Genomic DNA, 26,225 nt, shown 5'->3' on the forward strand with positions numbered 1-26,225 from the left:
CCTGCAAAGGGCTTGACGGTGCTCAGGGCTTCTGGTTGACCTAATAACTTGCCAAACATTTGTTTGGTTGCGGGAATATCCAGGCCCGCCAATGAGCGCTCGCAAGAGTTTGGGGAGAGATAAAAAGATGACCGATATGGCAGACGGCCGCGAATCCATGGATTTCGACGTTGTGATTGTGGGCGCAGGACCAGCAGGTCTGGCAGCTGCTATTCACATTAAACAGCTGGCTGCCGAAAATGGCTCTGAAGTTTCTGTGGTTGTCGTCGAAAAGGGGTCTGAGGTCGGTGCGCACATTCTATCAGGTGCTGTGATTGATCCTTCTGGTCTTGATGAGTTGCTGCCTGGATGGCGCGAAGCGGAAGATTGTCCGCTGACCACACAAGTGAAAAGTGATCATTTTTACCTGCTTGGCCCCGCTGGCGGCATCCGCTTGCCTAACTTCCTGATGCCGCCGTTAATGCATAATGACGGCAACTTTATTGGTTCTCTTGGCAATGTAACGCGCTTTTTGGCTACACGTGCGGAAGAGCTTGGCGTAGAAATCTATCCCGGCTTTGCTGCTACTGAAGTTCTCTATAATGAAAGCGGCGCTGTGATCGGTATTGCCACTGGCGATATGGGCATTGGTCGGAATGGAGAGCCGCGGGCTGATTTTACGCGTGGTATGGAGCTTCGCGGCAAATACACATTCTTTGCGGAAGGCGCGCGCGGCAGCCTGACCAAGCAGCTTGTTGCCCGCTTTGGGCTCGATAAGGATCGCTCACCACAGAAATACGGAATTGGTCTCAAGGAACTGTGGCAGATTGATCCGGCCAAGTTCAAGCCCGGTCTCGTGCAACACAGCTTTGGATGGCCACTGAATAGTGGCACGGGTGGCGGATCGTTCCTCTACCATTTTGAGGACAACATGGTTGCTGTGGGTTTTGTGGTGCACCTGGACTACAAGAACCCTACCCTGTCGCCCTTTGACGAGTTCCAGCGCTTTAAAACGCATCCGATGATCCGGGATACTTTTGCGGGCGGCAAACGCCTTTCATATGGTGCGCGAGCCATTACGGAAGGTGGTTGGCAGTCGGTTCCTCAGCTTGCTTTCAACGGTGGTGCATTGCTTGGTTGTGCTGCGGGTTTTGTTAATGTTCCGCGCATTAAGGGCAGCCACAATGCCATTGCTTCAGGCATGTTGGCAGCTCGCTCAGTCATCTCTGCTCTTGAAGCGGGGCGTGCACACGATACCTTGCAAGATTATGAGGATGGCTGGCGCACGTCGAGCATTGGGCAGGATCTTAAGCCTGTTCGCAACGTCAAACCGCTATGGTCACGTTTTGGCACCTTTATCGGCGTGGCGCTCGGTGGCGTTGATATGTGGATCAATTCGCTTATTGGCCTGTCGCCTTTTGGCACGCTGCGGCACCGGAAGCGTGATTGCGATTCACTTGCTCGCATCGACCAGGTGAAAATCCTCACTTATCCTAAGCCTGACGGTGTGTTGACGTTTGATAAGCTCTCATCTGTATTCATCTCAAATACGGCTCATGAGGAAGACCAACCTGCGCACCTCAAGTTAACGGATCCATCGATTCCGATTGAGCGCAACTTGCCACTTTATGGTGAGCCTGCACGGCTTTACTGCCCTGCTGGTGTTTATGAAGTGGTCTACAGCAACGAAGAAACCCACGCTGATCCACGCTTTGTCATCAATGCGCAAAACTGCGTGCATTGTAAAACATGCGATATCAAGGACCCATCCCAGAACATTACCTGGGTGCCGCCGGAAGGTGGTGGCGGACCAAATTATCCGAACATGTAATAAAAAAGCGCGCCTTGCTTAAAGGCGCGCTTTTTACTTTATAATTGAATGGGATTTGATAGTTATCCCAAAGCAGATACTAAGCTTTACGGCGTAGTCGCACGATGACTTCGACACGTGCAACTTCCATGCCCTCGGGCACTTCTGGCAGCTGCGCGACGGTTAGGCCCGATGCAGGAATATCCATCAGATCGTCATCACCTTCGATGAAGAAGTGATGGTGGTCTGACATATTCGTGTCGAAATAGGTCTTTGAACCATCAACAGCAAGCTCGCGAAGCAATCCTGCTTCAGTGAACTGATGTAGTGTGTTGTAGACAGTTGCCAGAGATACCGGCACACGGGCGCGAGTGGCTTCCTCATACAACATTTCTGCAGTAACGTGGCGATCACCCTTGGCAAAAAGCAACCAGCCCAGGGAAATGCGTTGACGTGTGGGACGCAGGCCAACACGGCGCAGCTCCTCACGCAACTGGTGCACGGGGCATCCTTTGTGTAAGCCCTGTGGTACGCGGTCAACCGTAATGGCTCCGGGCACTGGCGCATTTTGCTCTGCCGCAAGCGATACGTTCGTCTTCACTTGCATATTCATCACTTCAGTCATTGCTTAACCAATCGACCCCGCAAATTCATGTTAAGTTATAATAAGAATGGATTGCATTTGTCGCAAGCGCGTCGTTGATATCCCGCCATGATCATGGTTGCGAACCGCGCATGGCTGTAGCTTGATTATGACACAGTCACCCTTTACCTGCATCATTCCTTACTCCGGCACATGAAACAATCATAATTGGCATTAAATGCAAAAACGCTCATTATCATGCTTCTCCAGATTTGTATAAACCCATAGCGTTTCCCTAGGAATTCAATGCATGGCTCATAAGCCAGATACCTTGCTACTCGTCATCGATGTCCAGAATGACTTTATAACTGGCGGTAGCCTTGCCGTGGATGACAGCAAAGTCATCATCCCTATTATTAATCGCGTTGCGCGACAATTTACCCATGTTGCGCTGACTCAGGATTGGCATCCTGCGGGCCATGCATCTTTTGCATCATCCCATCCTGGTATGAAAAATTTTGATACAAAGATGATGTCATACGGGCCGCAAACGCTCTGGCCGGATCACTGTGTGCAGGACACTCACGGTGCCGCGTTCCATGCGGATCTTGATATTCCACACGCTCAAATGGTTGTCCGCAAGGGCTATCAACCGTTGATCGATAGTTATTCTGCCTTCTTTGCCGCAGATCGTGTGACAGCGACTGGCCTTGCTGATTATTTACGAGATCGTGGGGTGCACCGCCTTGTCTTTGCCGGCCTTGCTACCGATTTCTGTGTAGCGTGGAGTGCGCTTGATGCTCGTAAGTTGGGATTTGAAGTTCTGGTGCTGGAAGATGCTTGCCGCGGCATTAATCTAAATGGTTCTGTTGATGCTGCCTGGCATGACATGATTGCTGCTGGTGTCACACGTACGACATCATCAGCAATCGGTGTTGCAGAGTGATACTATCGCTCCATTATTGTGGGAGCTGTGTATGACAATCGAAAGATTAACCAAATCGTCATTTCATGCCGAAATATTATTATAGTTCAAGCTATTCAACTAAAGCAGTTTGCATTCAATCTGGTTCACCAAATTGAATGCAGGTTGCGGTGAAATACAGGAATCAGAACGGCCGGCGCTCTATATATACGACAGGCGCTGCAAGAGGATAAAGCGATGATCAGGAGCAACAGGATTGCCCCTGGTTTTGAATGAGCATCAGGTCTGCCCCGAATTTGGTGTATCCTTTTTGGGTTGATGCTATCGCCGATTCATCACTCTGGATGGGTTTTTACATCATGTCTCGACGTCTTATTCTTCTCCGTCACGCTAAATCGGATTGGCCCGATGGTATTGCCGATCACGAGCGCCCTCTGGGGCGACGGGGCCTTGCAGATTCTCCGCGCATAGGTGCTTATATTGAATCCCACGGCCTTATTCCCGATTTTGCTGTGGTTTCGACAGCGCGGCGCACGCGGGAGACGTGGGATCTGGTTGAGCAGGAATTCAGCCGTTCTGTGCCAGCCCGTTTTGATCGGCGTATCTATGAAGCCAAGCCTGGAGCCCTGCTCTACCTGATCCGCGAAACGGAGCCGTCTGTCGGTAGTTTGATGCTGGTGGGCCATAATCCGGGTTTTGAGGATGTTGCGCGTTTTCTGATTGGCAGCGGAAATATAGAGGCGCGTCAGCTATTATCAGAAAAATATCCAACTGGCGGTCTCGCCGTTATCGATTTTGCTATAAACAATTGGCGCGATATCGAGGCGCATTCTGGCAAGCTGGATCGATTTATCACACCGCGTAACCTGTCCGATGATGATGATTGACGGTGACAGATGCATGCTAAGTGCATAATCTGGCACCTGTTCTGCCACCATGTAACAGGCTAGGTTCCGCACGCCGTGATATCATCGTCATTCGACACCACACGCGATCTTCTGCGCAATCTCGGTGCCTATGCCGCCAACGCCATTTCGCCGCGCGTACGGCTTGGGGTGACCGGGTTATCGCGTTCAGGCAAAACCGTGTTTACAACGGCACTGGTGCATCATCTGATTGGGGTGACGCCCCTTCCTGTGTTTCGCGCTTCTGCTGAAGGACGTATTCGTCGCGCAATTCTGGACGACCAGCCAGATGATGCTGTGCCGCGTTTTCCGTTTGAGGAGCATCTTGCTACACTGGGAGAGCCGCATCGGCGATGGCCTGAATCCACAACACGGATCGCTGAATTGCGTGTTGCGATTGATTATGAACGCCGTGCGGGCTGGCGCTCTGGGCCTGCGCATCTTGCGGTCGATATCGTTGATTACCCTGGCGAATGGCTGATTGATCTGGCATTGCTCGATAAGGATTTCGCTTCATGGTCTCGCGACACGCTGGCAGCAAGTAGGGCCAATGGTCGTGCGGTAATCGCTGCACCATGGCACGCAGCACTGGCCGAGCATGATCCGAAAAAGCCCGCTTCCGAGATGGATATCGGCCGGTTGAGCGATTTGTTCAAGGTTTATCTCACGGCTTTACGTGAGGGGCCAGAGCGAGTGGCAACAACGCCACCTGGTCGTTTTCTGATGCCGGGTGATCTGGCGGGCTCGCCCGCCCTCACCTTCTCACCATTGGACCTGCCACCGGGGGCTGAGCCAGCACCCAAAAGTTTGCATGCGCAGATGGAGAGGCGCTTCGATGCCTACCGCACGCATGTTGTACGTCCCTTCTTTCGCGATCATTTTTCCCAGCTGGATCGGCAAATTGTGCTTGTCGATGTGCTGTCAGCTCTGGATTCAGGGCCGCTTGCGCTTGCTGAGTTAGAGGATGCGCTTGATCGTGTGCTGCTAGCCTTTCGCGCCGGCAGCAATACGCTTATTAGCAGTCTGTTTGCGCCCAGAATTGATAAAGTGCTTTTCGCAGCCACAAAGGCAGATCATCTGCACCGCTCTGACCATGCGCGGCTTGAGGCGATTTTGCGCCTTCTGGTTGATCGTTCCTTGCGGCGCACGCGGGGTGCTGGTGCACGGGTAGAAACCATGGCGCTTGCTTCCATACGTGCAACGCGTGAAGCAAGTGTGCGCTCGGGGCGTGAAACCTTGCCGGCTATCGTGGGAACTCCAGAAGCGGGTGAATGCATCGGCGATGAGCTTTTCGATGGTATGACAGAAGCAGCTATCTTCCCCGGTGAATTACCCGAAGATCCGCACGCCGTTTTCTCGGGTGCCATCGCTCCGGGAGCCTTACGTTTTCCACGTTTTCGCCCTCCGCTACGGATGCCCGATGCAGCTGGGAGATTACCGCCATTGCCACACATCCGCCTTGACCGTGCATTGGAATTCCTCATCGGCGATAGACTGATATAACGCTTTTAAGCAAGATCGATTGTACAATGACGAATACCTCCGATCCCAAAACGCCTCGCGCCTTCCGTCTTGATCCCACTGCCGACACTCCGGCGTCTCATGAGGGTGTGGCACGTGAAACGCATTTGCCGCACGGCGTTGTTGTGGTTGAAGAGATTGAGGCCGCACCGGAGGAGCAGCAAGCCGTTATCAAAAAACGCCCATGGCGCGCGCCTTGGCTTGGCATATTAATGTCCACCCTAGGTGGCTTGATAACGCTTTGGATCGTGCTCGGCATTGAGCAAATGGTACGTCATTTATTAACAACGATCCCGGCATTAGGCTGGATTGCCTTGACACTGGCGCTGACTGCGCTGTTAGCCTTCATCGCCATCATTATCCGTGAGTTGCGTGGAGTGTTTCGCGAGCGGCGAATAGAGGCGTTGCAACGTAAAGCAGCCATTGCACGTGAAAACGATGACGAAAAGGCGGCGATTGCAATAGTAGGTGATCTCGTCGCACTTTATTCAACCCGCCCCGAAATGGCACGTGCACGTACAAATCTGGCTGCACTGGGTGAGGATGCTATCATCGATGCCACAGATCGCCTTACCATTGCGGAGCAAGAGCTTCTGGCACCGCTTGACCGCAACGCGCGCCGCATCGTGGCAAATGGGGCCAAGCAGGTATCGATGGTCACAGCCGTTAGCCCGCGTGCGATTGTTGATCTTGCCTTTGTTCTCTATGCATGTGCCCGCATGGTACGCCAGATAGCGGCACTCTATGGCGGAAGACCCGGTTTGTTTGGGTTTCTACGGCTTTCAGGGAATGTGTTGTCACACCTGGCGGTGACAGGCGGTATTGCTGTGGGAGATGGAATTATCCAGCAGGTAATGGGGTTAGGCCTTGCTGCGCGTGTTTCTGCAAAGCTCGGCGAGGGTGTGCTGAATGGCTTACTCACAGCCCGCGTTGGTCTTGCTGCGATTGAGGTTTGTCGACCACTGCCATTTGTTGCCGTAGAGCCACCCCGTTTTTCGGATGTTGCCTCGGGACTCTTCGATCGGGATAAGCCACCCGCAGATACCCCGCCAAACGAATAACGTTTTATTGCGGAGGGGTGCCATTTGCCGACAGCACGTCACCCGCAAGATAGAGCGAGCCGGTGATCAGAACACGCGGTGGGCGCTCCCATACTGTGTTGTTGAGTGAAGCCAATGCAGCTTCCACACTGCTGAAATGTGACGCCTGAAAACCTGTTTGACGCGCAATCTCCGCCACCTCTTCTGAAGGGCGCGCAGCAACCTGCGATGAAACTGGCACCGCCAGAATCTCTTTTGCCAAACCACGGAATGGCTGGAGGAATCCTTCAGAATCTTTCGTACCTAGCGAACCGCATATTATCACAAGCGGTGCAGGATTTTTCTCTTCGATTTCCGCCATTGCGGCGGCCAGTGCGCGGCCACCATCGGGATTGTGCCCACCATCGAGCCATAGGTCTGCGCCCTCGGGCAACAGCGTAATCAGGCGTCCACGTGCCAGCCTTTGCAAGCGTGCGGGCCAATCCACTTTTAGCATGCCCGCCTCAAAAGCAGCTGTTGGCAAATTGCTGAAGCCGGCAGCACGCAACGCCGCAATGGCCGTGCCCGCATTTACATGCTGATGCCGCCCTTGCAATTTAGGCATTGGTAAATCTAAAAGCCCGCGCTCATCCTGATACACAAGCCGGCCGTTTTCCTCATGGATTGAAAAATCCTGACCGCCAATAATTGCCCGCGCGCCACGGCGATCAGCCTCCGCTTCCAGAATAGCGGTGGTTTCCTCAGCTTGCGGTGCGATAACCGCAGGGGCTCCACGCTTGAAAATCCCGGCCTTCTCTTTGGCGATTTGCGCAACTGTATCGCCAAGAAAACCTGCATGATCCATTGAAACAGGCGTTACCACACAGGCAGCAGGATCGTTGACAACATTCGTTGTGTCCAAACGCCCCCCCATGCCCACTTCAAGTAAGAGTATATCGGCAGGATGCTCGCAGAAAAGTAATAGTGCAGCAGCCGTCGTCATTTCGAAAAACGTAATGGGTGCGCCAGCATTCACTTTTTCACAACGCTGAAACGCTTCAACCAGCGCTTTTTCGCTTACAAACTGTCCACCACCTGGCTGGCCAATGCGGATGCGTTCATGAAATTTTACAAGATGCGGCGACGTATAAACGTGCACCACAAGACCTGCAGCCTCCAGAATTGCGCGCATAAACGCAATCGTGGAGCCCTTGCCGTTGGTGCCCGCCACGTGGATCACCGGCGGCAATCGTTGCTCAGGATGTCCAAGCTGCTCTAGCAGGCGTTTGATCCGATCCAGTGATAGATCAATGGCTTTCGGGTGGAGCGCCAAAAAACGCGCCAGCAAGGCCTCGGAGGATTCCATACATACGCCTCCAGCATTGCCTTCATCATGGAGAAAGGCAATGCAAGCAATCAGTTCTAACGATCAGGGTTACGCCGGGTGGCTTTCAGCGACATGCTCTTCATCAGCTTGTACTGGCGGTAGCGTTGCAGGCTTGGGCTGACGTGTCAGGAACCGGCAAATACGCGCAACGGTAGCCTTCATCTCATGACGATGCACGACCATGTCAACCATGCCGTGATCGTAGAGATATTCAGCCCGCTGGAAGCCTTCTGGCAGTTTTTCGCGGATCGTCTGTTCAATAACGCGCGGCCCTGCGAAGCCGATCAGTGCGCCGGGTTCTGCAATCTGCACATCACCAAGCATAGCATAAGAAGCCGTAACGCCGCCCGTCGTTGGGTTTGTAAGAACGACGATGTAAGGCAGCTTTGCTTCACGCAGACGATCAATCAGGATTGTGGTGCGCGGCATTTGCATCAGCGATAGAATGCCTTCCTGCATGCGCGCGCCACCCGATGCCGTGAAAATCACGAAAGGCGTGTTGCGTGCAATTGCCGTCTCAGCACCCTTAATGAATGCCTCGCCTGCTGCCATACCGAGCGAGCCGCCGATAAAGTTGATATCCTGCACGGCAATCGTGATCGGCGTTCCCTCAACAGTGCCAACGCCTACCTTGATCGCATCCTGCAGATTGGTCTTGGAGCGTGCATCGCGCATGCGATCTGTATAACGCTTTTCATCGCGAAATTTCAGTGGATCGACAGATGCCTCAGGCAGTGGCACATCTTCCCACACGCCATCATCGAACGTGATCTTAAGCCGCTGCACTGCACCAAGGCGCATGTGATAGTTCGAGCCCGGAATAACATTCTGGTTGGCCTCGACATCCCTATGGAACACCATTTGCCCTGTTTCGGGGCATTTGATCCATAGGTTCTCAGGCACTTCGCGCCGGAACAGCGTTTTAATTTTTGGCCGAACGACGTCGGAAATCCAGTTCATCGAACACACTCTCTCAAGAACAATCAGGCAGTGCTAACGCATAACCCCGTTCATGTACCTTTTTTAGCGACAGACCTTATGCCGTCTGCCAGTTCCTTAACCAGTGCCGCAATGGCGGGCACCGTTTGTTTGGTAGCCTGCCCATCAGCATCCAGCGATTGACGCAATGTCTCAACAATCGCCGAGCCCACTACTACACCATCGGCGCCCCGCGCAATGGCCGCCGCATGTTCGCCTGTACGAACACCAAATCCAACCACCACTGGTAAATCAGTGTGGCGCTTGATGCGCGCAACAGATCCTGCAACCGCATCAAAATCAGGTACCGCCGTACCCGTCACCCCGGTAATGGAGACGTAATAGACGAAACCGCTCGTGTTGGCGAGTACCGTTGGTAATCGCTTATCATCTGTGGTTGGTGTCGCAAGGCGAATAAATGCCAATCCCGCTTTAAGCGAAGGCAGGCATAGCTCCGAATCTTCTTCGGGTGGCAAATCAACGACAATAAAACCATCAACACCTGCTGCTTTAGCATCAACCAGAAACCGGTCAACGCCATAGATATAGATTGGGTTATAATACCCCATCAAAATAACAGGTGTATCAGCATTATCCTTTCGGAAGGCGCGTACTAGTTCCAGCGTCCGCGCCAGAGTTTGCCCGCTCTTCAGTGCGCGCTGTGCTGCCAGCTGAATCGCGGGGCCATCGGCCATTGGATCTGTAAAAGGCATGCCGATTTCGATAATATCAGCACCTGCCTCAGGCAAAGCCTTAAGGGCTGCAAGTGAGGTATTGAAGTCTGGATCACCCGCGGTAATAAAGGTGACGAGCGCAGCGCGCCCTTCCTGACGAAGCACTGAAAAGCGGTGATCAATACGGCTCATGCGCCTGCCTCTTCATCAACCGATGCGGCAAGCCGCTCGGCGACCATATCGATATCCTTATCACCACGCCCGGAAAGGTTGACCACCATTACATGATCACGCGGCTTTTGCGCAGCTAAATCAACAGCGCGTGCTAATGCGTGCGACGATTCCAGCGCTGGAATAATACCTTCCAGCAACGACAGCTGCTGAAATGCTGCAAGTGCTTCATCATCGGTTGCTGATAAGTATGTCACCCGACCAGTTTCATGCAGCCAAGAGTGCTCTGGCCCAATCCCCGGATAATCAAGGCCAGCCGAAATTGAGTGCGCCTCATCGATCTGACCATCCTCATCCATCAAAAGATAGGTGCGGTTACCATGCAGAACCCCAGATCTACCGCCAGCGATAGATGCTGCATGCGCGCCGGAGTTCAGGCCATGTCCGGCCGCCTCGACACCGTAAATCTCAACCGAAGGATCATCGAGGAAAGGGTGGAACAGACCCATGGCATTAGAGCCACCACCAATACAAGCAACAAGCGAATCGGGTAACCGCCCCTCCTGCACTTGCGATTGCTCACGGACCTCCCGGCCAATCACTGACTGGAAATCGCGCACCATCGCTGGATAGGGATGCGGCCCTGCCACTGTGCCTATGCAATAAAACGTATCAGCGACATTCGTTACCCAGTCGCGCAATGCTTCATTCATAGCATCCTTAAGGGTGCGCGCGCCTGACTGAACGGGGCGCACTTCCGCACCCAGCATTTCCATGCGAAAAACGTTCGGCTTCTGTCGCGCGACATCCACCGCACCCATATAAACCACACATTTTAATCCAAAGCGCGCACATAAAGTTGCGGTCGCAACACCATGCTGGCCAGCGCCGGTTTCCGCGATAATCCGGGTTTTCCCCATGCGCCGCGCCAGCAGAATCTGGCCCAGTACGTTATTGACCTTGTGCGATCCAGTGTGGTTCAGCTCTTCACGCTTGAGATAAATTTTGGCACCCTGCCCCGCAGGTGCATTAGCGCGCACGGCTTCCGTCAGCCGTTCAGCATAATAAAGCGGGCTTGGCCGACCGATGTAATGTGTTTGATGTGCTGAAATCTCGGCAGCAAAGGCCGGGTCTGCCTTGGCTAGCTCATAGGCCTCTTCAAGTGACAGGATCAGCGGCATCAGTGTTTCGGCTACGAAGCGGCCGCCGAAGATACCAAAATGGCCGTGTTCGTCAGGCCCCGATGTATAGGAATTCGGCTTATTGCTCACGCTGTCACATCCTCGGAAGATTTTCGGCGGGTTCAAATACCGGACATACTGTTATTGCCGGTTCATGTCCAATGCTTCCCGCGCTGCGCGCACGAATGCGTGGATGCGTTCAGCGTCCTTGACACCAGGTGCCGATTCAACCCCCGATGAAACATCAACCCCGTCAGGGCGCACCAGCCGGATTGCCTCACCAATGTTCTGCGCATTCAGCCCGCCTGAAAGCATGAAGGGCAATCCAAAACGTTTTTCCGCAATCAGCTGATGATCAAAGGGAATTCCGTTTCCCCCCGGAAGCAGCGCTCCTGCGTGTGGTTTGGCATCAAGGAGAAGGCGATCTGCCACGATTTTGTAACGTATCGCTTCTTCGATATCAGCACTATCGCGAATGCCGATAGCTTTCATAACAGCAACATCATATTGCCCACGCACAAACGCAACGTGCGCTGGCGTTTCATGACCGTGCATCTGCATCCAGTCCGGTGATATGCTGTTAAAGATTGCTTTTAATTCAACCTCGGTAGCATCAACAGATAAAGCAACGATTTCGACTTTTGGAGCGATACGGCGGGCAAATGCAACCAGCTCAGCCGCTTGATGGTAGCCAACATGACGCGGACTTTTGGAAAAGAAAACAAAGCCCAGCATATCAGCGCCAGCAGTAACCGCCGCTTCTACGGCTTGCATCGTATTCAAGCCGCATATCTTTATAGGAAATGATTTAGCGTTTGGCTTTTTAGCACTTAAAGCGTTTACAGCATGAGGCTTGTGGGGATCAATAGGCATTTGTGCGCACGGGCAGAAGAGCGCCGTTACCTGCAGATCCGTGCGTAGCATAGCTCGCAGCCGAACGTTGGCGCGCTTGATCGACTTGAAGTCGTTCAAGCTCATGCGTTTGCCGCCGAAGAGCGCGACGATAACGCCCTTGCGACCACCATACAACAAAGCCACCAAGCAAAACGCCAAGCGCAACCGCCCCCAGGATAATCACGAATAAAGGGGAGGATATCGCAATTAAAGGTGCAGAGCCGGAAAACGGATCAAGCGACATCACCACCGGCGACCGATTGGCAACCGATAGTAAAATGATCACTAATGCCAAAGGCATTATAACCAAGGCCTTGATCAACGTTTTCACCTTGTACGCCCTATCACTTCTTGGCTGTACGCCGCCCAGATTTTGGTGCCTCATCGCCATCATCATCATCGAGTGCATCGCGGCCATCGTTCAGGCGCATGCGCATCTCTTTACCGGTCTTGAAGACCGGAATCATCTTGGCATCGACATCAACCGTTTCACCCGTGCGGGGATTGCGGCCTACACGTGCATCTCGCTTCTTTACTGAAAACGCACCAAAGCCGCGCAACTCCACGCGGTCGCCACGCGTCAGTGCACGCGTTATCTCTTCCAGAATGGCATTGACGATGTTCTCAACGTCACGCTGGTAGAGATGGGGATTTTGCTCCGCAATCCGCAGAACCAGTTCGGATTTGATCATTAATCCCACTCTTCTTGGTTTAAATGGTCAACGCAGGATATATCTTTGAAAAGAGGCTATTTTTCGACGTGAGGTTGCCAGAGAGCGAGCAAGCCGTCAAGATGTTGTGTGCCAAGACCGACATTCAAGCGGCCAAAAAATGTAGCTAGCTCCTCAAAACCTGCCACATCAGCCATCCATGCAGCTCCGCTCAAGAAGTTAAACGCTTGATCTCGCGACCGACGTTTCCACTCACGAACTGGCAAGCCGGTTGCAATGCCACGTTCCGATGTCAGCCAGGTCATTGCTTCGCGCTCGCCGCCCAACTGGTCAACAAGCTTCAGCTCAACGCCTTGCCGCCCTGTGAATACACGCCCATCAGCAACGCGGGCAAGACTTGCATCATCATAGCCGCGGCGTTCACGCACAAGGCGCTTGAACCAGTCAAAGCTGTCTTTCACCAGACTTTCAAGCGCAGCACGTGCTTCCGGCGAGGTTGGCGAAAAACCATTCGGAGCCGCCTTCAAAGGGCTCGATTTAACTTCTTCAACACTCACCCCAACAGTGCCTAGAAGGCCACTGATATTCGGGTACTGAAATAGTACACCGATCGAGCCAACCAGCGATGTCTCGCGCGCTATAATCCGATCTGCGCCGAGTGCCGCAATATACCCGCCTGAGGCCGCTAGCGTATCAACTACAGCCACTACAGGCTTTGCATCGGACAATCGACGGAGTGCATCAAACAGCGCTTCCGATCCAGCCGTTGTGCCGCCAGGGCTATCAATGCGCACCACAACAGCTTGCACCGAATTATTGCGGCGAACGTCATTGATGAGGTCAATAGTGCGCTGATCACCGGTAATCAGGCCATCAAGAACCACTCTCGCCACATGAGGGCGAGATGTTGGCACTTTGCCATTAGTGACCATCAACCCGCCAATGATCAGCAGGGAGAAAGCCGCTATAAAAGCGAGAACGCGCCAGAAGCTCAAGCGCCCACGCAAACGACGTCGATCAGCAATAAGGTCTGCTTCGTAGCTCATCTTTATCCCGGAATAAACAGGCCGATCATTTCGACCCCGCATTCTGATGCAGACTAGAGCATATCGTGCACGAATGGAAACCTTATTTTTGATAAGTGATTGATATGACCAGTCTTCACATCGTCTGTATCTGCTGGGTAAAAACCACTTATCTGATTGCCTAAACAATAACGGCCCACGCAGATCACCGCGTAGGCCGTTATTCAAGCTCATAAAAGGCACATCTGAATGATGTCGCTTGGATTCGGCCTCCATTGATTAAGACAACAGAGGCCAATTTTCCTTAGCGTAAGCCTTACTTTTTCTCAGTTGCCTTCTTGAGGGCAGCGCCGAGAATGTCGCCAAGCGAAGCGCCCGAGTCAGCTGAACCGAACTGAGCAATTGCTTCCTTCTCTTCTGCCTTCTCAAGCGCCTTGATCGACAGCTGGATGCGGCGTGCCTTACGGTCGAACTGAACCACGCGGGCATCAACCTTCTCGCCGGGCGAGAAGCGCTCTGGACGCTGCTCGTTACGGTCACCAGCAAGTTCAGCGCGACGGATGAAGGACGTCATGTCGGTGTCAACAATCTTCACTTCGATACCGGAATCCTTAACTTCCAGCACTTCGGTGGTGACGGTTGAGCCCTTCTTGAGGTCGGAAGCGTCTGCGAAGGGGTCGCCTTCAAGCTGCTTGATACCAAGCGAGATGCGTTCCTTCTCGACATCAACGTCGAGAACAACAGCGCGCACGGTGTCGCCCTTCTTGAACTCTTCGATGACCTGCTCGCCTGGACGGTTCCAGTCGAGGTCGGTGAGGTGCACCATGCCATCGACATCGCCATCAAGGCCGATGAACAGACCGAATTCGGTCTTGTTCTTAACTTCGCCCTCAACCTCGGTGCCGATTGGGTTCTTCTCAGAGAAGCTTTCCCATGGGTTCTGCAGGGTCTGCTTGAGACCGAGCGAGATGCGGCGCTTGACTGGATCAACCTCAAGGATCTGCACTTCCACTTCCTGCGAGGTGGAAACGATCTTGCCAGGGTGCACGTTCTTCTTGGTCCACGACATTTCAGAAACGTGGATCAGACCTTCGATGCCTGGCTCCAGCTCAACAAACGCACCGTAATCGGTGATGTTCGTGACGCGACCGGAGAAGCGGCTTTCGACAGGGTAACGCTCAGCGATGCCTTCCCATGGGTCAGCAAGCAGCTGCTTGATACCAAGCGAGATGCGGTGTGTTTCGTGGTTGATCTTGACGATCTTGACCTTGACCGGCTGACCAATAGTGACCACGTCGGTTGGGTGGTTAACGCGGCGCCATGCCATGTCGGTGACGTGCAGCAAGCCATCGATGCCGCCCAGATCAACGAACGCACCATATTCGGTGATGTTCTTGACCACGCCCTCGATTACCTGACCTTCTTCAAGGTTGGCAACGAGTTCTGAACGAGCCTCTGCGCGGGTCTCTTCAAGAACCGTACGACGCGAAACGACGATGTTGCCACGACGGCGATCCATCTTCAGAATCTGGAACGGCTGTGGGACGTTCAGCAGTGGCGTTACATCACGCACAGGGCGGATATCAACCTGCGAACGCGGAAGGAACGCGACAGCACCGTCGAGATCGACCGTGTAACCGCCCTTGACCTGATTGAAGATCACGCCATTGACCTTCTCGCCGCTTTCAAACGCTCTTTCGAGCTTGACCCAGCTTTCTTCACGACGAGCCTTGTCGCGCGAGATAACAGCTTCACCGAGTGCGTTCTCGACGCGCTCCAGGTAAACCTCAACCTCATCACCCACGTTCAGGGACGCCTCACGGCCAGGACCAACGAATTCCTTCAACGGAATGCGGCCTTCGGTCTTCAGACCGATATCGATGACAGCAACGTCTTTCTCAATCGCAACGACAAGACCTCTGATGACGGACCCTTCCTGGGACTCGTGACCACCAAAGGACTCTTCAAGCATAGCCGCGAAATCGTCGCGTGAAGGTGAATGATTAACGGATAGAGACATGAAAACTCCTGACCAGCGACACCGACGGCTCGAAAAACGGGCCGTCCCCTACCTGTCGGCGTCGTACGGTCTGGCAAACCGTACGATCTTCCACTGCAAGCAGTGGGTCGGCGCCTCTTGGCCGACAGCAAGGAACGATTCCGGTAGCATGCTGGAGAACCGATATTCTGCGATTGGCTATACAGCCTTCGCGGAAACACCAAAAGGGCACGATCAACGCACCCTCGTCATCACCCTCAGGTAATGCTTCCCGGACCGCTCACCCATACACTCCTGTCAGCCCGTATACAAGCCCTCTAACATCCAATCACAGCTAAAAAGCCGAATCGGCTCCCCCGAGGTCGAGAGGCATTTTACATGATATGTTTGTGTTTAAGGGGGGCGCTTATGAGCCATCTGCGTAAAAGGCAGTAATAAGATTCTTTTTAAGATAATGGAGTATAAGGAAAAATGGTAGCAGTGGGCAGATTTGAACTGCCGACCTCCGGGTTATGAATCCGGCGCTCTCACCAACTGAGCTACACTGCCACACCCATTGAAATGGGCTTAACCAGCAATCGGATCCACTCGGCGGAACCTGGATGCGGTTTCGATAATGCGGATATAGAGTCCCGTAAGAGCATCTGTCAAGGCGCTTGTAGGTAGGTAATGGTATGTTTTGCCCAAAGATTTTTCAGCGCTGTGTTTGGCAAAACAATCTTGGCATTCAGGATGCAGGTTTTAGCCTCAGAACCCGTCCCTTGCTGTTGTCCGTCAACAGATAAAGGTAACCATCGGGGCCGGTGCGGACGTCGCGAATGCGTTCTCCCAGTTTGGTAAGCATGCGCTCTTCATGGGTTATGGCTTCATCAGAGACTTCCAGGCGCACCAGGGCGCGCTCTGCCAATCCTCCGACAAAAAGGCTGTTGCGCCATGGAGCGATCTTACCATCATGATGAAATGCTAAACCGGAAGGCGCTATGGACGGCACCCAATAATACACTGGTTGTTCCAAACCTTCACGGGCTGTGCCAATGCCAATCGGCGCGCCTGAATAATCAACACCATAGGTGATGATTGGCCAGCCGTAATTCAGCCCTTTCCTGGCGATGTTGATTTCGTCTCCACCACGTGCACCATGCTCGGATATCCACAGCTCGCCCGTAACCGGATGCAGAGATGCTCCTTGAGCATTGCGATGTCCGAGAGACCAGATCTCTGGAAGTGCATTGTCCTGACCCACAAAGGGGTTATCAATGGGGATTGTGCCATCTGTATTGATCCGCAGCACTTTCCCAAGATGACTATTAAGATCCTGCGCCTTATCACGCGTAGAAAAACGATCGCCCATGGTGATGAATAGAATGTCATCTTCAGCGGGCACGATTCGCACGCCAAAATTGGCAGTGCCGGTCGCTATATCTTTTTGCCGAAATATAGGCTCGACATTCTCCAGCGCGTTCGCTTTTTCATTAAATTTTGCCCGTGCTATGGCAATTCCAGTGCCATCTTCGCGTGGCTCAACATAGGAAAAATAGACTAGCTTGTTACTGGAATAATTGCGGTCGATAGCAACATCTAATAACCCGCCCTGCCCCCGTGCTACGACAGTCGGAATACCTGATACAGGCTTGGAAAGGGTGCCTTTGGCATCTATGTGTCGCAATCTCCCCGGGCGTTCGGTCACGAGGAAGGTGCCATCAGGTAAAAATGCAATTCCCCAGGGGTTTTCCAAACCACTTGAGATTGTCTCGATGAGAATTTCTGCTTTTTCCGTGCGCTCAACAACATCATTAGTCGTTTGCGCATGAGACACACTCACGGCCACTAATGCAGAGCCTGCGAGAAAAACCCCAGTAAACGCTCCTAAGAGCGCCTTTACAGGCACCTTGCTCAATTTCATGGAGGAGCCTTTGTAAAATGATGATCAGGATGCTTGTGCAATGACCGCTGTTGTTGGCACTGTCTGTGCCGTCTGCGAGGTCTCAAAAAATGCTGTTGCTGATACAACTGCAGTTGCAGCAATGAGCATCACCGCTAAAAATGCTGATATCTTGAATTGACGTCCGGCTTCAATAGGAGCAAATACAATCGCACGCTGATGATGAAAATCCGTCATACGAATAGGATCGGTTTTAATCATGTCCGTCTCCTGTCATTCATGCGTGATGATTAAATAACGCACACGCGCCACAATAATTTCCACGCACCTTGCCAGAAACTTTTATCCGGCGCCTGCAAATGTTAACGAAAAGGTTAACGATTGGTTCCCCGTGCAGCAGAAAACGCGTTACGAATATTGATGGGTAAAATGCCCGAATGTAACTCTCCATGCCGTTTCTTGCTTGCCAGCCGATGCATGCCGGACTACCTTGCCGCGCTTTTAAAATTCAGCGATTTGAAAGCGGGCGTCGCTTGCCCTTTCCCATTTGCTTATTAAGGAGCTACCGATCATGGCTTTTCTCGCCGATGCTCTGTCTCGCATCAAGCCGTCCGCTACCATCGTGCTGACGCAGAAAGCCCGCGATCTTAAAGCTCAGGGGCGAGATGTAATTTCGCTTTCTGTTGGCGAGCCGGATTTTGATACGCCTGAGAATATCAAGAACGCTGCGATTGAGGCCATTCGCCGCGGAGAAACAAAATATACGCCAGTTTCAGGCATTCCACAGCTGCGCGAGGCCATCGTCCGTAAATTCAAGCGTGAGAATGAGCTCGATTACAAGCCCTCGCAGATTATTGTCGGCACGGGTGGCAAGCATGTTATCTACAATGCCCTTCTTGCCACGCTTAATCCCGGCGACGAGGTCATTATCCCATCACCTTACTGGGTGAGCTATCCCGAGATTGTTGCACTGTGCGGTGGCACGCCCATCACTGTTGATACGCGCATGGATAAGGGGTTCAAGCTGCAGGCGGAAGATCTTGAGCGTGCTATCACGCCCAAGACCAAGTGGGTGCTATTGAACTCGCCCTCAAATCCTTCCGGTGCTGCATACTCATGGGATGAGATGAAGGCTGTTACGGATGTTCTTATGCGTCATCCCCATGTCTGGCTGTTGACGGATGATATGTATGAGCATCTTGTTTACGGCGACTTCAAGTTCGTCACGCCCGCGCAGGTCGAGCCCTCGCTTTATGATCGTACGCTAACGATGAACGGTGTCTCCAAGGCATATGCAATGACTGGCTGGCGCATTGGTTACGCGGGTGGGCCAGATGTGTTGATCAAGGCCATGGATATGGTGCAGGGCCAACAAACTTCAGGCACCTCCTCGATCTCGCAGTGGGCCGCAGTTGAAGCGCTGGACGGCCCACAAGGGCATCTTGATGTATTTAAAAAGGCTTTTCAGGAACGGCGTGATCTTATTGTCTCAATGCTTAACCAGACATCTGGTCTTTCATGCCCTACGCCTGAAGGGGCATTCTATGTCTATCCATCTCTTGCGCCATTGATCGGTAAAACCGCGCCTTCTGGCAAGGTGCTTGAGACAGATGAGGACTTCGTGCTCGAACTGTTGGCGACGGAAGGCGTTGCGACGGTCCATGGCTCGTCGTTTGGTTCCGGACCCAATTTCCGGGTGAGTTACGCTACTTCTAATGCAAATCTGGAAGAGGCTGGCCTGCGTATTCAGCGCTTCGTTAACAGTCTGCGTTGATGCCGGTTACGAATGTTTCCCGTTAGTGATGGCGGGAAACGACACCGTTAGCCCATCGCGAGCGACGAATGATCCTGGGTGTATGGTGCGTAAATGCGCATCATACGCTTCCAGATGCGCGTCGTCATGTCTGGGATGCAGATGAAATGCTGCCATTGCCTTGGCATGTCCAGCTTTGCATAAAGCCAGACCTGCCTCGCATGTCGAATGCCCCCATCCCTTACATTGAGGGTATTCGTTTGCAGCGTACATAGCGTCGAAAATCACAAGATCAGCATCAGCAATAAAAGCGGTAAGATCAGCCGGTGGCCAGCTTGGTCCGTGCTCAACATCGCTGACATAACATACACGTCGTCCACCAAAATCAAATCGATAAGCACTCGCGCCACCGGGGTGGAAGAGCGGGCATGTGGCAACTGTCAGTCCATCATTAAACGTCAGCGTGTCGCCTGCGTTAAAACCAACGTGCTCGAAACGGGCGGGAAGTTCATCAAGCCGCACGGGAAATAATGGTGGCGAAAACAGGCGATCGAGCGCCTCATGACCATCCGCCCCATTCAGATTACCAACATGAATGCGAATTGTGTTCTCCTTCCCAAGAGATGGAAGGAAGAATGGCAATCCAATGACGTGATCTAGATGTAAATGGCTGAGGAGCAGATCGATTTGCATGTTCTTCTGCTTACCGAAGGCAGCATTTACAAGGTGCGCCCCTAATGGTGCAATCCCTGATCCGGCATCAATAATAAACAGTCGATCACCGCAGCGTATTTCAACGCAGCATGTATGACCGCCATAAATATTGTACTGAGGGCCAGATACCGGCAGAGATCCACGCACCCCCCAGAACCGAACTGATAAGGCATCGGTTGGGAGAGTGGCTGATGTAGAATCAGCTAAAGAGGAGGGTTTGAATGCGCACATAATATAAAAGTGTATCTTATTCTCAGCGATCATCAGTGCGATAGTGCACATTATAACCAGTAAAATCTGACATCTAACCGAATATCATCGGTTGATATGAGCACTGAATTTATCTGAGTAATGGAGATATAGAATCTGAGTAATGGAGATATAGAAATTTGCTCGGCAGTCAGGGAATGGGAGGGGGCACCGCGAACGGTCCATTCACCAGACTGCCGAGCCAGACACCGGCACGTAAACGCACAGGTGACAGATCACCAGAACTTCGACCCGGCGCCCATGAAACGCCATATCTTTCGCTCTGGACCTGAAAACGTTCCTATCATCCTTCCATGCGACGATCCGTGCGCTTGCGCACGTCATAAACGTCAGAATCTGCCATTAATAGCGAAGTTCAAGAAGGCAGCGAGGTCACGGGTTTGATGCCTGATATGCACCTCGGTGGAAGCAGCTTGTTCATGTGCTTCGCGAAACGGATCGGGTGTGTCAGGCAGTACCAGTACAGTTTGCATGCCTAGCTGATATGGTACGTTCAGATTGGCCGAGAGATCCTCAAACATGGCTGCATGCGACGGGTCAACGTCATGTTGGGACAGAAATCGTGCATACGTTTGAGCTTCAGGTTTAGGTATGAACTCTGCGTCGACGATGTCAAATGTATCTTCAAACAACATCTCGATGCCGAGTCGCGCCACGACAGCACCCGCGTGTCCACGTGAGCCATTAGTCAGAATAAATTTACGTCCCGGCAAACTGGCAACGGCCTGTGCAAGGCGTGTATCTGCAGCGAGCGCCGAGTAGTCAATATCGTGTGCGAATGCGAGAAACTCATGGGGATCAATACCATATTCCTGCATTAAGCCGCGCAAGGTTGTGCCATAGCGGTGATAATAATATTTCTGCAATGCGCGCGCGGACAAAGCATCAAGGCCCAGAAGCTGGCAAACATAAAGTGTTATGCGATCATCAACCTGAGGCCAAAGCCCAGCCTTATGTGTATAAAGTGTGTTATCCAGATCAAATATCCACGTATTAACATGTGAAAATTCATCCATTACATGAATTTGTGCATCGTTTATCTCTCCTGCCATTGCCAGCTCTCAACCTTTCTGTGCTCTTTAACCAAAACGTACCACAGGCTATACAATTATTCAGAATGAACAAGATATTCGCCGACGTGAAAAGCTGAGCCGATCCAAGGCGAATGGATGCATCAAGATTGGATGTCGCCTTGCAAAATCAACCCAATGGAACAACATAAACTCGTGCTCAGCACTTTAAGGTCTGCATTCATTATGTTAGGAAACGCCCGCTAAAGATGCATGATGGATCGGGAATCGATTCACTTGTGCAGCTTAAAGGGTTATAAGAACCTGAATTAACAATGCATTTTGCAAAGTCGTCATCCGACGCATCGCTGCTATAGCTTTAGCAGGCGCGCCGTAAACGATGACGAAAAGATGAAAGGGACGGCCGGGGGTCATGGAGCGCCAGTCGAGTTTTGATTATGAACAGCTGCTTGCTTGTGGGCGGGGTGAACTGTTCGGTGCCGGCAACGCGCAGCTGCCCCTGCCGCCGATGCTGATGTTTGATCGCATAACTTCGATCACCGAAGATGGTGGCGAGTATGGTAAAGGCTCCATCCGGGCCGAACTCGATGTGCGGCCGGATCTGTGGTTCTTTTCATGCCACTTCAAGGGTGACCCCGTTATGCCTGGTTGCCTTGGGGTTGATGCGATGTGGCAACTCGTCGGCTTCTATCTGGGCTGGCTGGGTTCTCCCGGGCGCGGCCGGGCGCTAGGTGTCGGCGAAGTAAAATTTGCAGATCAGGTGTTGCCGAATATCAAGAAAGTTGTATACGGCATTGATTTCAAGCGCGTTTTCCGCTCAAAACTGGTTCTCGGCATTGCCGATGGCTGGGTTGAAGCAGACGGTAAGCGCATTTATACTGCCAAGGATCTGCGGGTCGGTCTGTTCACGACGGACGCTGAAACACCAGCCACATAAGGCGAAATATTGGGTGTGTATTCCACGTCTTCGCCAATTTCGCTTCGTTAAATGAAGCAGAGATTAGCGGAGATGGCTGGACTTATTAATCTATAACAGCCATATGCAGCGGAAAGCTCGATGAATCGGGCCTTCAACTGAAGATTTTGCAAAAAGGGAATTTCGCGATGAGACGTGTCGTGGTGACCGGGATGGGAATTGTGTCGTCCATCGGCAATAACGCGCAGGAAGTGCTGACTTCATTGCGAGAGGCGCGTTCCGGTATTGTCTTTGCGCAAGATTATGCGGATCTCGGATTCCGTAGCCGCGTGCATGGTGAGCCAACCATCAAGCCGGAAGACCATGTTGATAGGCGTGCTATGCGCTTCCATGGTGGTGGTACAGGCTGGAATCATATTGCCATGGATCAGGCTATCGCCGATTCGGGGCTTGAAGAGTCGGACATTAGCAACGAGCGTACCGGTATCATCATGGGTTCAGGTGGCCCATCCGCGCGTACGCTGGTTGAAGCCGCTGATACGACCCGCACCAAGGGACCAAAGCGTGTGGGGCCGTTCGCTGTGCCAAAGGCTATGTCATCAACGGCTTCTGCAACGCTCGCAACCTGGTTTAAGATCAAGGGCGTGAATTATTCAATTTCGTCCGCATGCTCGACATCCAGCCATTGCGTCGGCAATGCTTATGAGTTGATCCAGTTCGGTAAGCAGGACGTTATGTTTGCTGGTGGCTGTGAAGAGCTCCACTGGACAATGTCCGTGCTGTTTGATGCGATGGGCGCGATGTCCTCCAAGTACAACGATACACCTGCAAACGCTTCACGCGCATATGACGCTAACCGCGATGGTTTCGTGATTGCTGGTGGTGCTGGTGTTCTCGTGCTTGAAGAGCTCGAGCACGCCAAGGCGCGTGGCGCGAAAATTTATGCTGAAATTGTTGGTTACGGCGCAACGTCGGACGGTTACGACATGGTTGCTCCATCAGGCGAAGGTGCTGAACGCTGCATGCGTCAGGCACTGGCAACGGTCGATGTACCGGTTGATTACATCAACCCCCACGCAACTTCGACGCCTGCAGGTGATGGACCGGAAATTGATGCTATTCGTCGTGTTTTCGGCGCTGGCGATGCCTGCCCTCCAATCTCAGCAACGAAGTCGCTTACAGGTCACTCGCTGGGTGCCGCAGGCGTGCAGGAAGCAATCTATTCGCTGCTGATGCTCAACAACAACTTCATCTGCAAGAGCGCCAACATTGAGGAGCTCGATCCCGCATTTGCCGATATGCCAATCATCCGTGAGCGCGTCGACAATGCTTCTCTCAATTGCGTGATGTCAAATTCCTTCGGCTTTGGCGGCACCAACGCCACGCTTATTTTCAAGCGCCTCGAAGCCTAAGGAGACGCACGTGATAAAAGGTCTGATGCAAGGAAAACGCGGCCTCATCATGGGGGTGGCTAACGATCATTCCATTGCCTGGGGGATTGCTAAAACGCTTTACGAGCATGGCGCCGAACTGGCATTTACGTATCAGGGGGATGCGCTTCGCAAGCGTGTGGCCCCTCTTGCGGCAAGTGTTGGCTCAGACGTTATACTGCCATGCGATGTCGAGGACCTCGATTCAGTTGATGCTGTGTTCGCGGCGCTCAAGGAACAATGGGGCAGCATCGACTTTCTCGTGCATGCAGTTGCTTTCTCCGACAAAAGCGAGCTTAAGGGGCGTTATGCCGACACCTCGCGCGACAACTTCGGTCGCACAATGCTGATTTCGTGCTTTTCCTTCACTGAAGTGGCGAAGCGTGCTGCAGCGATCATGCCCAATGGTGGTTCTATCGTAACGCTTACTTACGGTGGATCGACGCGGGTAATGCCGAACTACAATGTCATGGGCGTCGCCAAGGCTGCGCTTGAAGCAAGTGTTCGTTATCTCGCCAATGATTTTGGCCCGGATGCCATCCGTATCAATGCTATCTCGGCCGGCCCGGTACGCACACTGGCAGGCGCTGGTATTGCAGATGCACGACTGATGTTCTCGTATCAGAAGGCTAATGCTCCCTTAAGACGCACTGTTACAACCGAAGAAATCGGTGGCGCCGCAGCTTATCTGCTGTCGGATCTTTCAACAGGTGTGACAGGCGAAATTCATTATGTCGACTCGGGATATAATATCATCTCGATGCCACGTACTGATGCTCTTAAAATTCAGGATGAAGTAGAGGCGGCGGTTGAGGCTGCTGCCAGGTAAATTTTAGCGCGCGGTGTAATGTTGAATATTGCATCGCGCACTTAATTTCAGTGTGATTACCTTTGTTAATGTCAGGTTGATTATTGGATGGCGTAGCGAGGCTAACCTCAATCAATATCAGCTCTACATTCTATAATTAATATTGGGCGGCAATTCACTGTAAGCCCGCACTAAATTTCATTTTCCGTTGATAGGCTCTCGACATCCCATTCCTTTACAATCGACTGTGCTAGTTTCACGTTGAAAGAATGCGGTTAACCTCGCCCCAATGATGGGGGTCCAGGAGAGCGAATGAGACATGTGAACTGGTTAGTGCAATTGATCTGGCTATCATTGCGCCGCTTTGATGCTCACGACGGTTGGGCAATTGCCAGTCATATTGCGCTTTCTGCGCTTATGTCGCTTTTCCCGTTTGTCATTCTTATTGCAGCCCTCGCCTCAACCTTTCAGGCGGAGGGGCTTGCAGATGGGGTCACTGACCTCATGCTGGAGACCTGGCCTAAAGAGGTCGCTATCCCCATTGGACAGGAAATTCATCAGGTGCTGACCGTTCAGCGCGGAGATCTCCTGACGGTAGGCGCACTACTCGCGCTATACTTCTCATCAAACGGCGTTGAAGCGCTGAGAATTGGCCTTAACCGTGCATACGAAGTGAAAGAGACACGTTCATGGTGGATCACACGCCTTGAGGCCTTTGGCTATGTTATCGGCGGCGCTGTGGTGCTAATTGTATTTGCCTTCCTCGTCGTTCTGGGGCCCCTATTATGGCAAACAATGGTCGAGTGGGCGCCAGCACTTGAACCATTAAAGGGCATCGTAGTCGCCGTTCGTTTTTCGGTTGCTACGCTTGTGATTGTTGTTGCTCTGATAGTTGGACACCTATGGTTACCCAGTGAGCGCGCCCATGCCCGTAAAAATCGAATTGTAGGGCGGCGCACACTTCTATCTGTGTTTCCAGGCATATTGATGACGCTTGCGCTCTGGTTGATAGCTGGTACCGCTTTTGGGTTATATCTTGAGAGCTTTTCCCGTAATTATGTTTCAACCTATGCGGGATTGGCATCCGGTATGATTGTACTGGTATTTTTATACATGCTTGCAGCAATTTTCATTTACGGTGCAGAGCTTAATGCCGCTATCCTCATGTTGCGCGCGAAGAAGGTGAACGCACTATCTTTATCTTCACGTTAAGGCAGTTTGGTATGCTATCGGAGATTTTGATCCGCAAGGCAGTTGATAATGATGCTGAAGCGGTAAGCCAGGTGATTTTGGCAGCCTTACACGAGAGTAACGCAAAAGATTACACGCATGATATCATTGAGCGTGTGGAGAAGAACTTTACCCCGACTGCCTTATTGGTGCTTTTTAGAAAGCGCAGGGTTTTTGTGGCGGTTTTGAATGACAAGATTGTTGGTACGGCCAGTCTGGATGGGCGCACTGTACGGTCGGTGTTTGTTATGCCCGACATGCAGGGCTTTGGCATTGGCAAACAACTTATAGAAGAGATAGTCGCATCCGCGCGCTCTGAGGGGATAAGCATTTTGGTCGTCCCCTCGTCTGTAACCGCGGAATCTTTTTACTCCAGACTTGGATTCAAGGCTGTCCAAGATAGCTACTACGGCGATGAACGCACTATCATCATGGAGCGCGCCATAACTTAATGGCGCGGATAAATTTG

General features: G+C 52.4%; 26 protein-coding genes and 1 tRNA gene. 12 read left to right on the forward strand and 15 right to left on the reverse strand.

The genetic code is table 11. The features are described 5' to 3' along the window. Window positions 1-127: 127 nt before the first annotated feature. Entirely contained in the window at window positions 128-1,810 is a 1,683-nt protein-coding gene (locus VRZ32_RS02570) for an electron transfer flavoprotein-ubiquinone oxidoreductase (RefSeq protein WP_414523897.1), read from the forward strand. A gap of 79 nt (window positions 1,811-1,889) precedes the next feature. Here VRZ32_RS02570 and irrA read toward each other — a convergent pair whose 3' ends face one another. Continuing rightward, the gene (irrA, locus tag VRZ32_RS02575; protein ID WP_414523898.1) at window positions 1,890-2,396 is read right to left on the reverse strand and encodes an iron response transcriptional regulator IrrA; all 507 of its coding nucleotides are present in this window, start codon (window positions 2,394-2,396) and stop codon (window positions 1,890-1,892) included. Between the two features lie 286 nt (window positions 2,397-2,682). On the opposite strand from irrA, the gene pncA reads away from it, so the two are divergent. The 4 genes from pncA (at window position 2,683) to VRZ32_RS02595 (ending at window position 6,784) form a co-directional block, all read left to right on the forward strand. Then, the gene (gene pncA, locus VRZ32_RS02580; protein ID WP_414523900.1) at window positions 2,683-3,318 is read left to right on the forward strand and encodes a bifunctional nicotinamidase/pyrazinamidase; all 636 of its coding nucleotides are present in this window, start codon (window positions 2,683-2,685) and stop codon (window positions 3,316-3,318) included. A 338-nt stretch (window positions 3,319-3,656) separates the two neighbouring features. Continuing rightward, the gene (locus tag VRZ32_RS02585) at window positions 3,657-4,184 is read left to right on the forward strand and encodes a SixA phosphatase family protein (RefSeq protein WP_414523901.1); all 528 of its coding nucleotides are present in this window, start codon (window positions 3,657-3,659) and stop codon (window positions 4,182-4,184) included. A 111-nt stretch (window positions 4,185-4,295) separates the two neighbouring features. Next, window positions 4,296-5,705: a YcjX family protein gene (locus tag VRZ32_RS02590; RefSeq protein WP_414525012.1), complete on the forward strand. Its 1,410-nt coding sequence runs from the start codon at window positions 4,296-4,298 to the stop codon at window positions 5,703-5,705. A 26-nt stretch (window positions 5,706-5,731) separates the two neighbouring features. Next, window positions 5,732-6,784, forward strand: a complete 1,053-nt coding sequence (locus VRZ32_RS02595) for a YcjF family protein (protein WP_414523903.1) — start codon at window positions 5,732-5,734, stop codon at window positions 6,782-6,784. A gap of 4 nt (window positions 6,785-6,788) precedes the next feature. On the opposite strand, the gene VRZ32_RS02600 is transcribed toward VRZ32_RS02595, so the two are convergent. The 9 genes from VRZ32_RS02600 to rpsA all read right to left on the reverse strand — a co-directional run bounded on the left by VRZ32_RS02600 (window position 6,789) and on the right by rpsA (window position 15,743). Further along, on the reverse strand, window positions 6,789-8,108 hold the full coding sequence (locus tag VRZ32_RS02600) for a bifunctional folylpolyglutamate synthase/dihydrofolate synthase (RefSeq protein ID WP_414523904.1): 1,320 nt from the start codon (window positions 8,106-8,108) through the stop codon (window positions 6,789-6,791). Between the two features lie 69 nt (window positions 8,109-8,177). Next, window positions 8,178-9,089 (reverse strand): acetyl-CoA carboxylase, carboxyltransferase subunit beta, encoded by a 912-nt coding sequence (accD, locus tag VRZ32_RS02605; RefSeq protein ID WP_414523905.1) that lies wholly within the window; start codon window positions 9,087-9,089, stop codon window positions 8,178-8,180. 50 nt (window positions 9,090-9,139) lie between these two features. Next, window positions 9,140-9,973: a tryptophan synthase subunit alpha gene (trpA, locus tag VRZ32_RS02610; RefSeq protein ID WP_414523907.1), complete on the reverse strand. Its 834-nt coding sequence runs from the start codon at window positions 9,971-9,973 to the stop codon at window positions 9,140-9,142. Continuing rightward, on the reverse strand, window positions 9,970-11,223 hold the full coding sequence (trpB, locus tag VRZ32_RS02615; protein WP_414523909.1) for a tryptophan synthase subunit beta: 1,254 nt from the start codon (window positions 11,221-11,223) through the stop codon (window positions 9,970-9,972). The genes trpA and trpB overlap by 4 nt, the downstream gene beginning before the upstream one ends. 51 nt (window positions 11,224-11,274) lie before the next feature. Beyond that, window positions 11,275-12,006 carry a phosphoribosylanthranilate isomerase gene (locus VRZ32_RS02620; RefSeq protein ID WP_414523911.1) on the reverse strand — a complete coding sequence of 244 codons (732 nt, stop codon included), beginning with the start codon at window positions 12,004-12,006 and terminating at the stop codon, window positions 11,275-11,277. Further along, window positions 11,996-12,358 carry a lipopolysaccharide assembly protein LapA domain-containing protein gene (locus tag VRZ32_RS02625; RefSeq protein WP_414523913.1) on the reverse strand — a complete coding sequence of 121 codons (363 nt, stop codon included), beginning with the start codon at window positions 12,356-12,358 and terminating at the stop codon, window positions 11,996-11,998. The genes VRZ32_RS02620 and VRZ32_RS02625 overlap by 11 nt, the downstream gene beginning before the upstream one ends. A 13-nt stretch (window positions 12,359-12,371) precedes the next feature. After that, the gene (gene ihfB, locus VRZ32_RS02630; RefSeq protein ID WP_414523915.1) at window positions 12,372-12,719 is read right to left on the reverse strand and encodes an integration host factor subunit beta; all 348 of its coding nucleotides are present in this window, start codon (window positions 12,717-12,719) and stop codon (window positions 12,372-12,374) included. Between the two features lie 56 nt (window positions 12,720-12,775). Beyond that, on the reverse strand, window positions 12,776-13,744 hold the full coding sequence (sppA, locus tag VRZ32_RS02635) for a signal peptide peptidase SppA (protein WP_414523917.1): 969 nt from the start codon (window positions 13,742-13,744) through the stop codon (window positions 12,776-12,778). A 295-nt stretch (window positions 13,745-14,039) separates the two neighbouring features. Next, window positions 14,040-15,743 (reverse strand): 30S ribosomal protein S1, encoded by a 1,704-nt coding sequence (rpsA, locus tag VRZ32_RS02640; RefSeq protein WP_414523919.1) that lies wholly within the window; start codon window positions 15,741-15,743, stop codon window positions 14,040-14,042. Between rpsA and VRZ32_RS02645 the strand changes: the two genes are divergently transcribed. Continuing rightward, window positions 15,742-15,987, forward strand: a complete 246-nt coding sequence (locus tag VRZ32_RS02645; RefSeq protein WP_414523920.1) for a hypothetical protein — start codon at window positions 15,742-15,744, stop codon at window positions 15,985-15,987. The two genes, rpsA and VRZ32_RS02645, sit on opposite strands and share 2 nt — an antisense overlap. A 207-nt stretch (window positions 15,988-16,194) precedes the next feature. Here the strand turns inward: VRZ32_RS02645 and VRZ32_RS02650 are convergent. The 3 genes from VRZ32_RS02650 to VRZ32_RS02660 all read right to left on the reverse strand — a co-directional run bounded on the left by VRZ32_RS02650 (window position 16,195) and on the right by VRZ32_RS02660 (window position 17,865). Then, window positions 16,195-16,271: transfer RNA gene (locus VRZ32_RS02650), tRNA-Met, on the reverse strand. Between the two features lie 178 nt (window positions 16,272-16,449). Then, a complete protein-coding gene (locus tag VRZ32_RS02655) occupies window positions 16,450-17,625 on the reverse strand; it encodes a PQQ-dependent sugar dehydrogenase (protein ID WP_414523921.1) in 1,176 nt (391 codons plus the stop codon). Window positions 17,626-17,649: 24 nt separating this feature from the next. Next, window positions 17,650-17,865 carry a hypothetical protein gene (locus VRZ32_RS02660; protein WP_414523923.1) on the reverse strand — a complete coding sequence of 72 codons (216 nt, stop codon included), beginning with the start codon at window positions 17,863-17,865 and terminating at the stop codon, window positions 17,650-17,652. A 310-nt stretch (window positions 17,866-18,175) separates the two neighbouring features. On the opposite strand from VRZ32_RS02660, the gene VRZ32_RS02665 reads away from it, so the two are divergent. Next, complete coding sequence (locus VRZ32_RS02665; protein ID WP_414523925.1) at window positions 18,176-19,378, forward strand: pyridoxal phosphate-dependent aminotransferase; 1,203 nt, start codon at window positions 18,176-18,178, stop codon at window positions 19,376-19,378. Between the two features lie 6 nt (window positions 19,379-19,384). Here the strand turns inward: VRZ32_RS02665 and VRZ32_RS02670 are convergent, their stop codons facing one another. Next, window positions 19,385-20,218, reverse strand: a complete 834-nt coding sequence (locus tag VRZ32_RS02670; RefSeq protein ID WP_414523926.1) for an MBL fold metallo-hydrolase — start codon at window positions 20,216-20,218, stop codon at window positions 19,385-19,387. A gap of 452 nt (window positions 20,219-20,670) precedes the next feature. Next, window positions 20,671-21,393, reverse strand: coding sequence for a pyrimidine 5'-nucleotidase (locus tag VRZ32_RS02675; protein ID WP_414523928.1), 723 nt, complete (start codon window positions 21,391-21,393; stop codon window positions 20,671-20,673). A gap of 391 nt (window positions 21,394-21,784) precedes the next feature. Between VRZ32_RS02675 and fabA the strand changes: the two genes are divergently transcribed. From fabA to VRZ32_RS02700, 5 genes are all read left to right on the forward strand, one after another. Then, window positions 21,785-22,309: a 3-hydroxyacyl-[acyl-carrier-protein] dehydratase FabA gene (fabA, locus tag VRZ32_RS02680; RefSeq protein WP_414523930.1), complete on the forward strand. Its 525-nt coding sequence runs from the start codon at window positions 21,785-21,787 to the stop codon at window positions 22,307-22,309. A 167-nt stretch (window positions 22,310-22,476) separates the two neighbouring features. Continuing rightward, window positions 22,477-23,700, forward strand: coding sequence for a beta-ketoacyl-ACP synthase I (fabB, locus tag VRZ32_RS02685; protein WP_414523932.1), 1,224 nt, complete (start codon window positions 22,477-22,479; stop codon window positions 23,698-23,700). A gap of 13 nt (window positions 23,701-23,713) precedes the next feature. Further along, the gene (fabI, locus tag VRZ32_RS02690) at window positions 23,714-24,547 is read left to right on the forward strand and encodes an enoyl-ACP reductase FabI (RefSeq protein ID WP_414525013.1); all 834 of its coding nucleotides are present in this window, start codon (window positions 23,714-23,716) and stop codon (window positions 24,545-24,547) included. A 291-nt stretch (window positions 24,548-24,838) separates the two neighbouring features. Then, window positions 24,839-25,738, forward strand: a complete 900-nt coding sequence (locus VRZ32_RS02695) for a YihY/virulence factor BrkB family protein (protein ID WP_414523934.1) — start codon at window positions 24,839-24,841, stop codon at window positions 25,736-25,738. A gap of 11 nt (window positions 25,739-25,749) precedes the next feature. Next, window positions 25,750-26,208, forward strand: a complete 459-nt coding sequence (locus VRZ32_RS02700; RefSeq protein ID WP_414523936.1) for a GNAT family N-acetyltransferase — start codon at window positions 25,750-25,752, stop codon at window positions 26,206-26,208. The last annotated feature ends 17 nt before the right edge of the window (window positions 26,209-26,225 follow it).

It is taken from the genome of Pseudochelatococcus sp. G4_1912 (genome assembly GCF_047501465.1).
Classification (GTDB): Bacteria; Pseudomonadota; Alphaproteobacteria; order Rhizobiales; family Beijerinckiaceae; genus Pseudochelatococcus.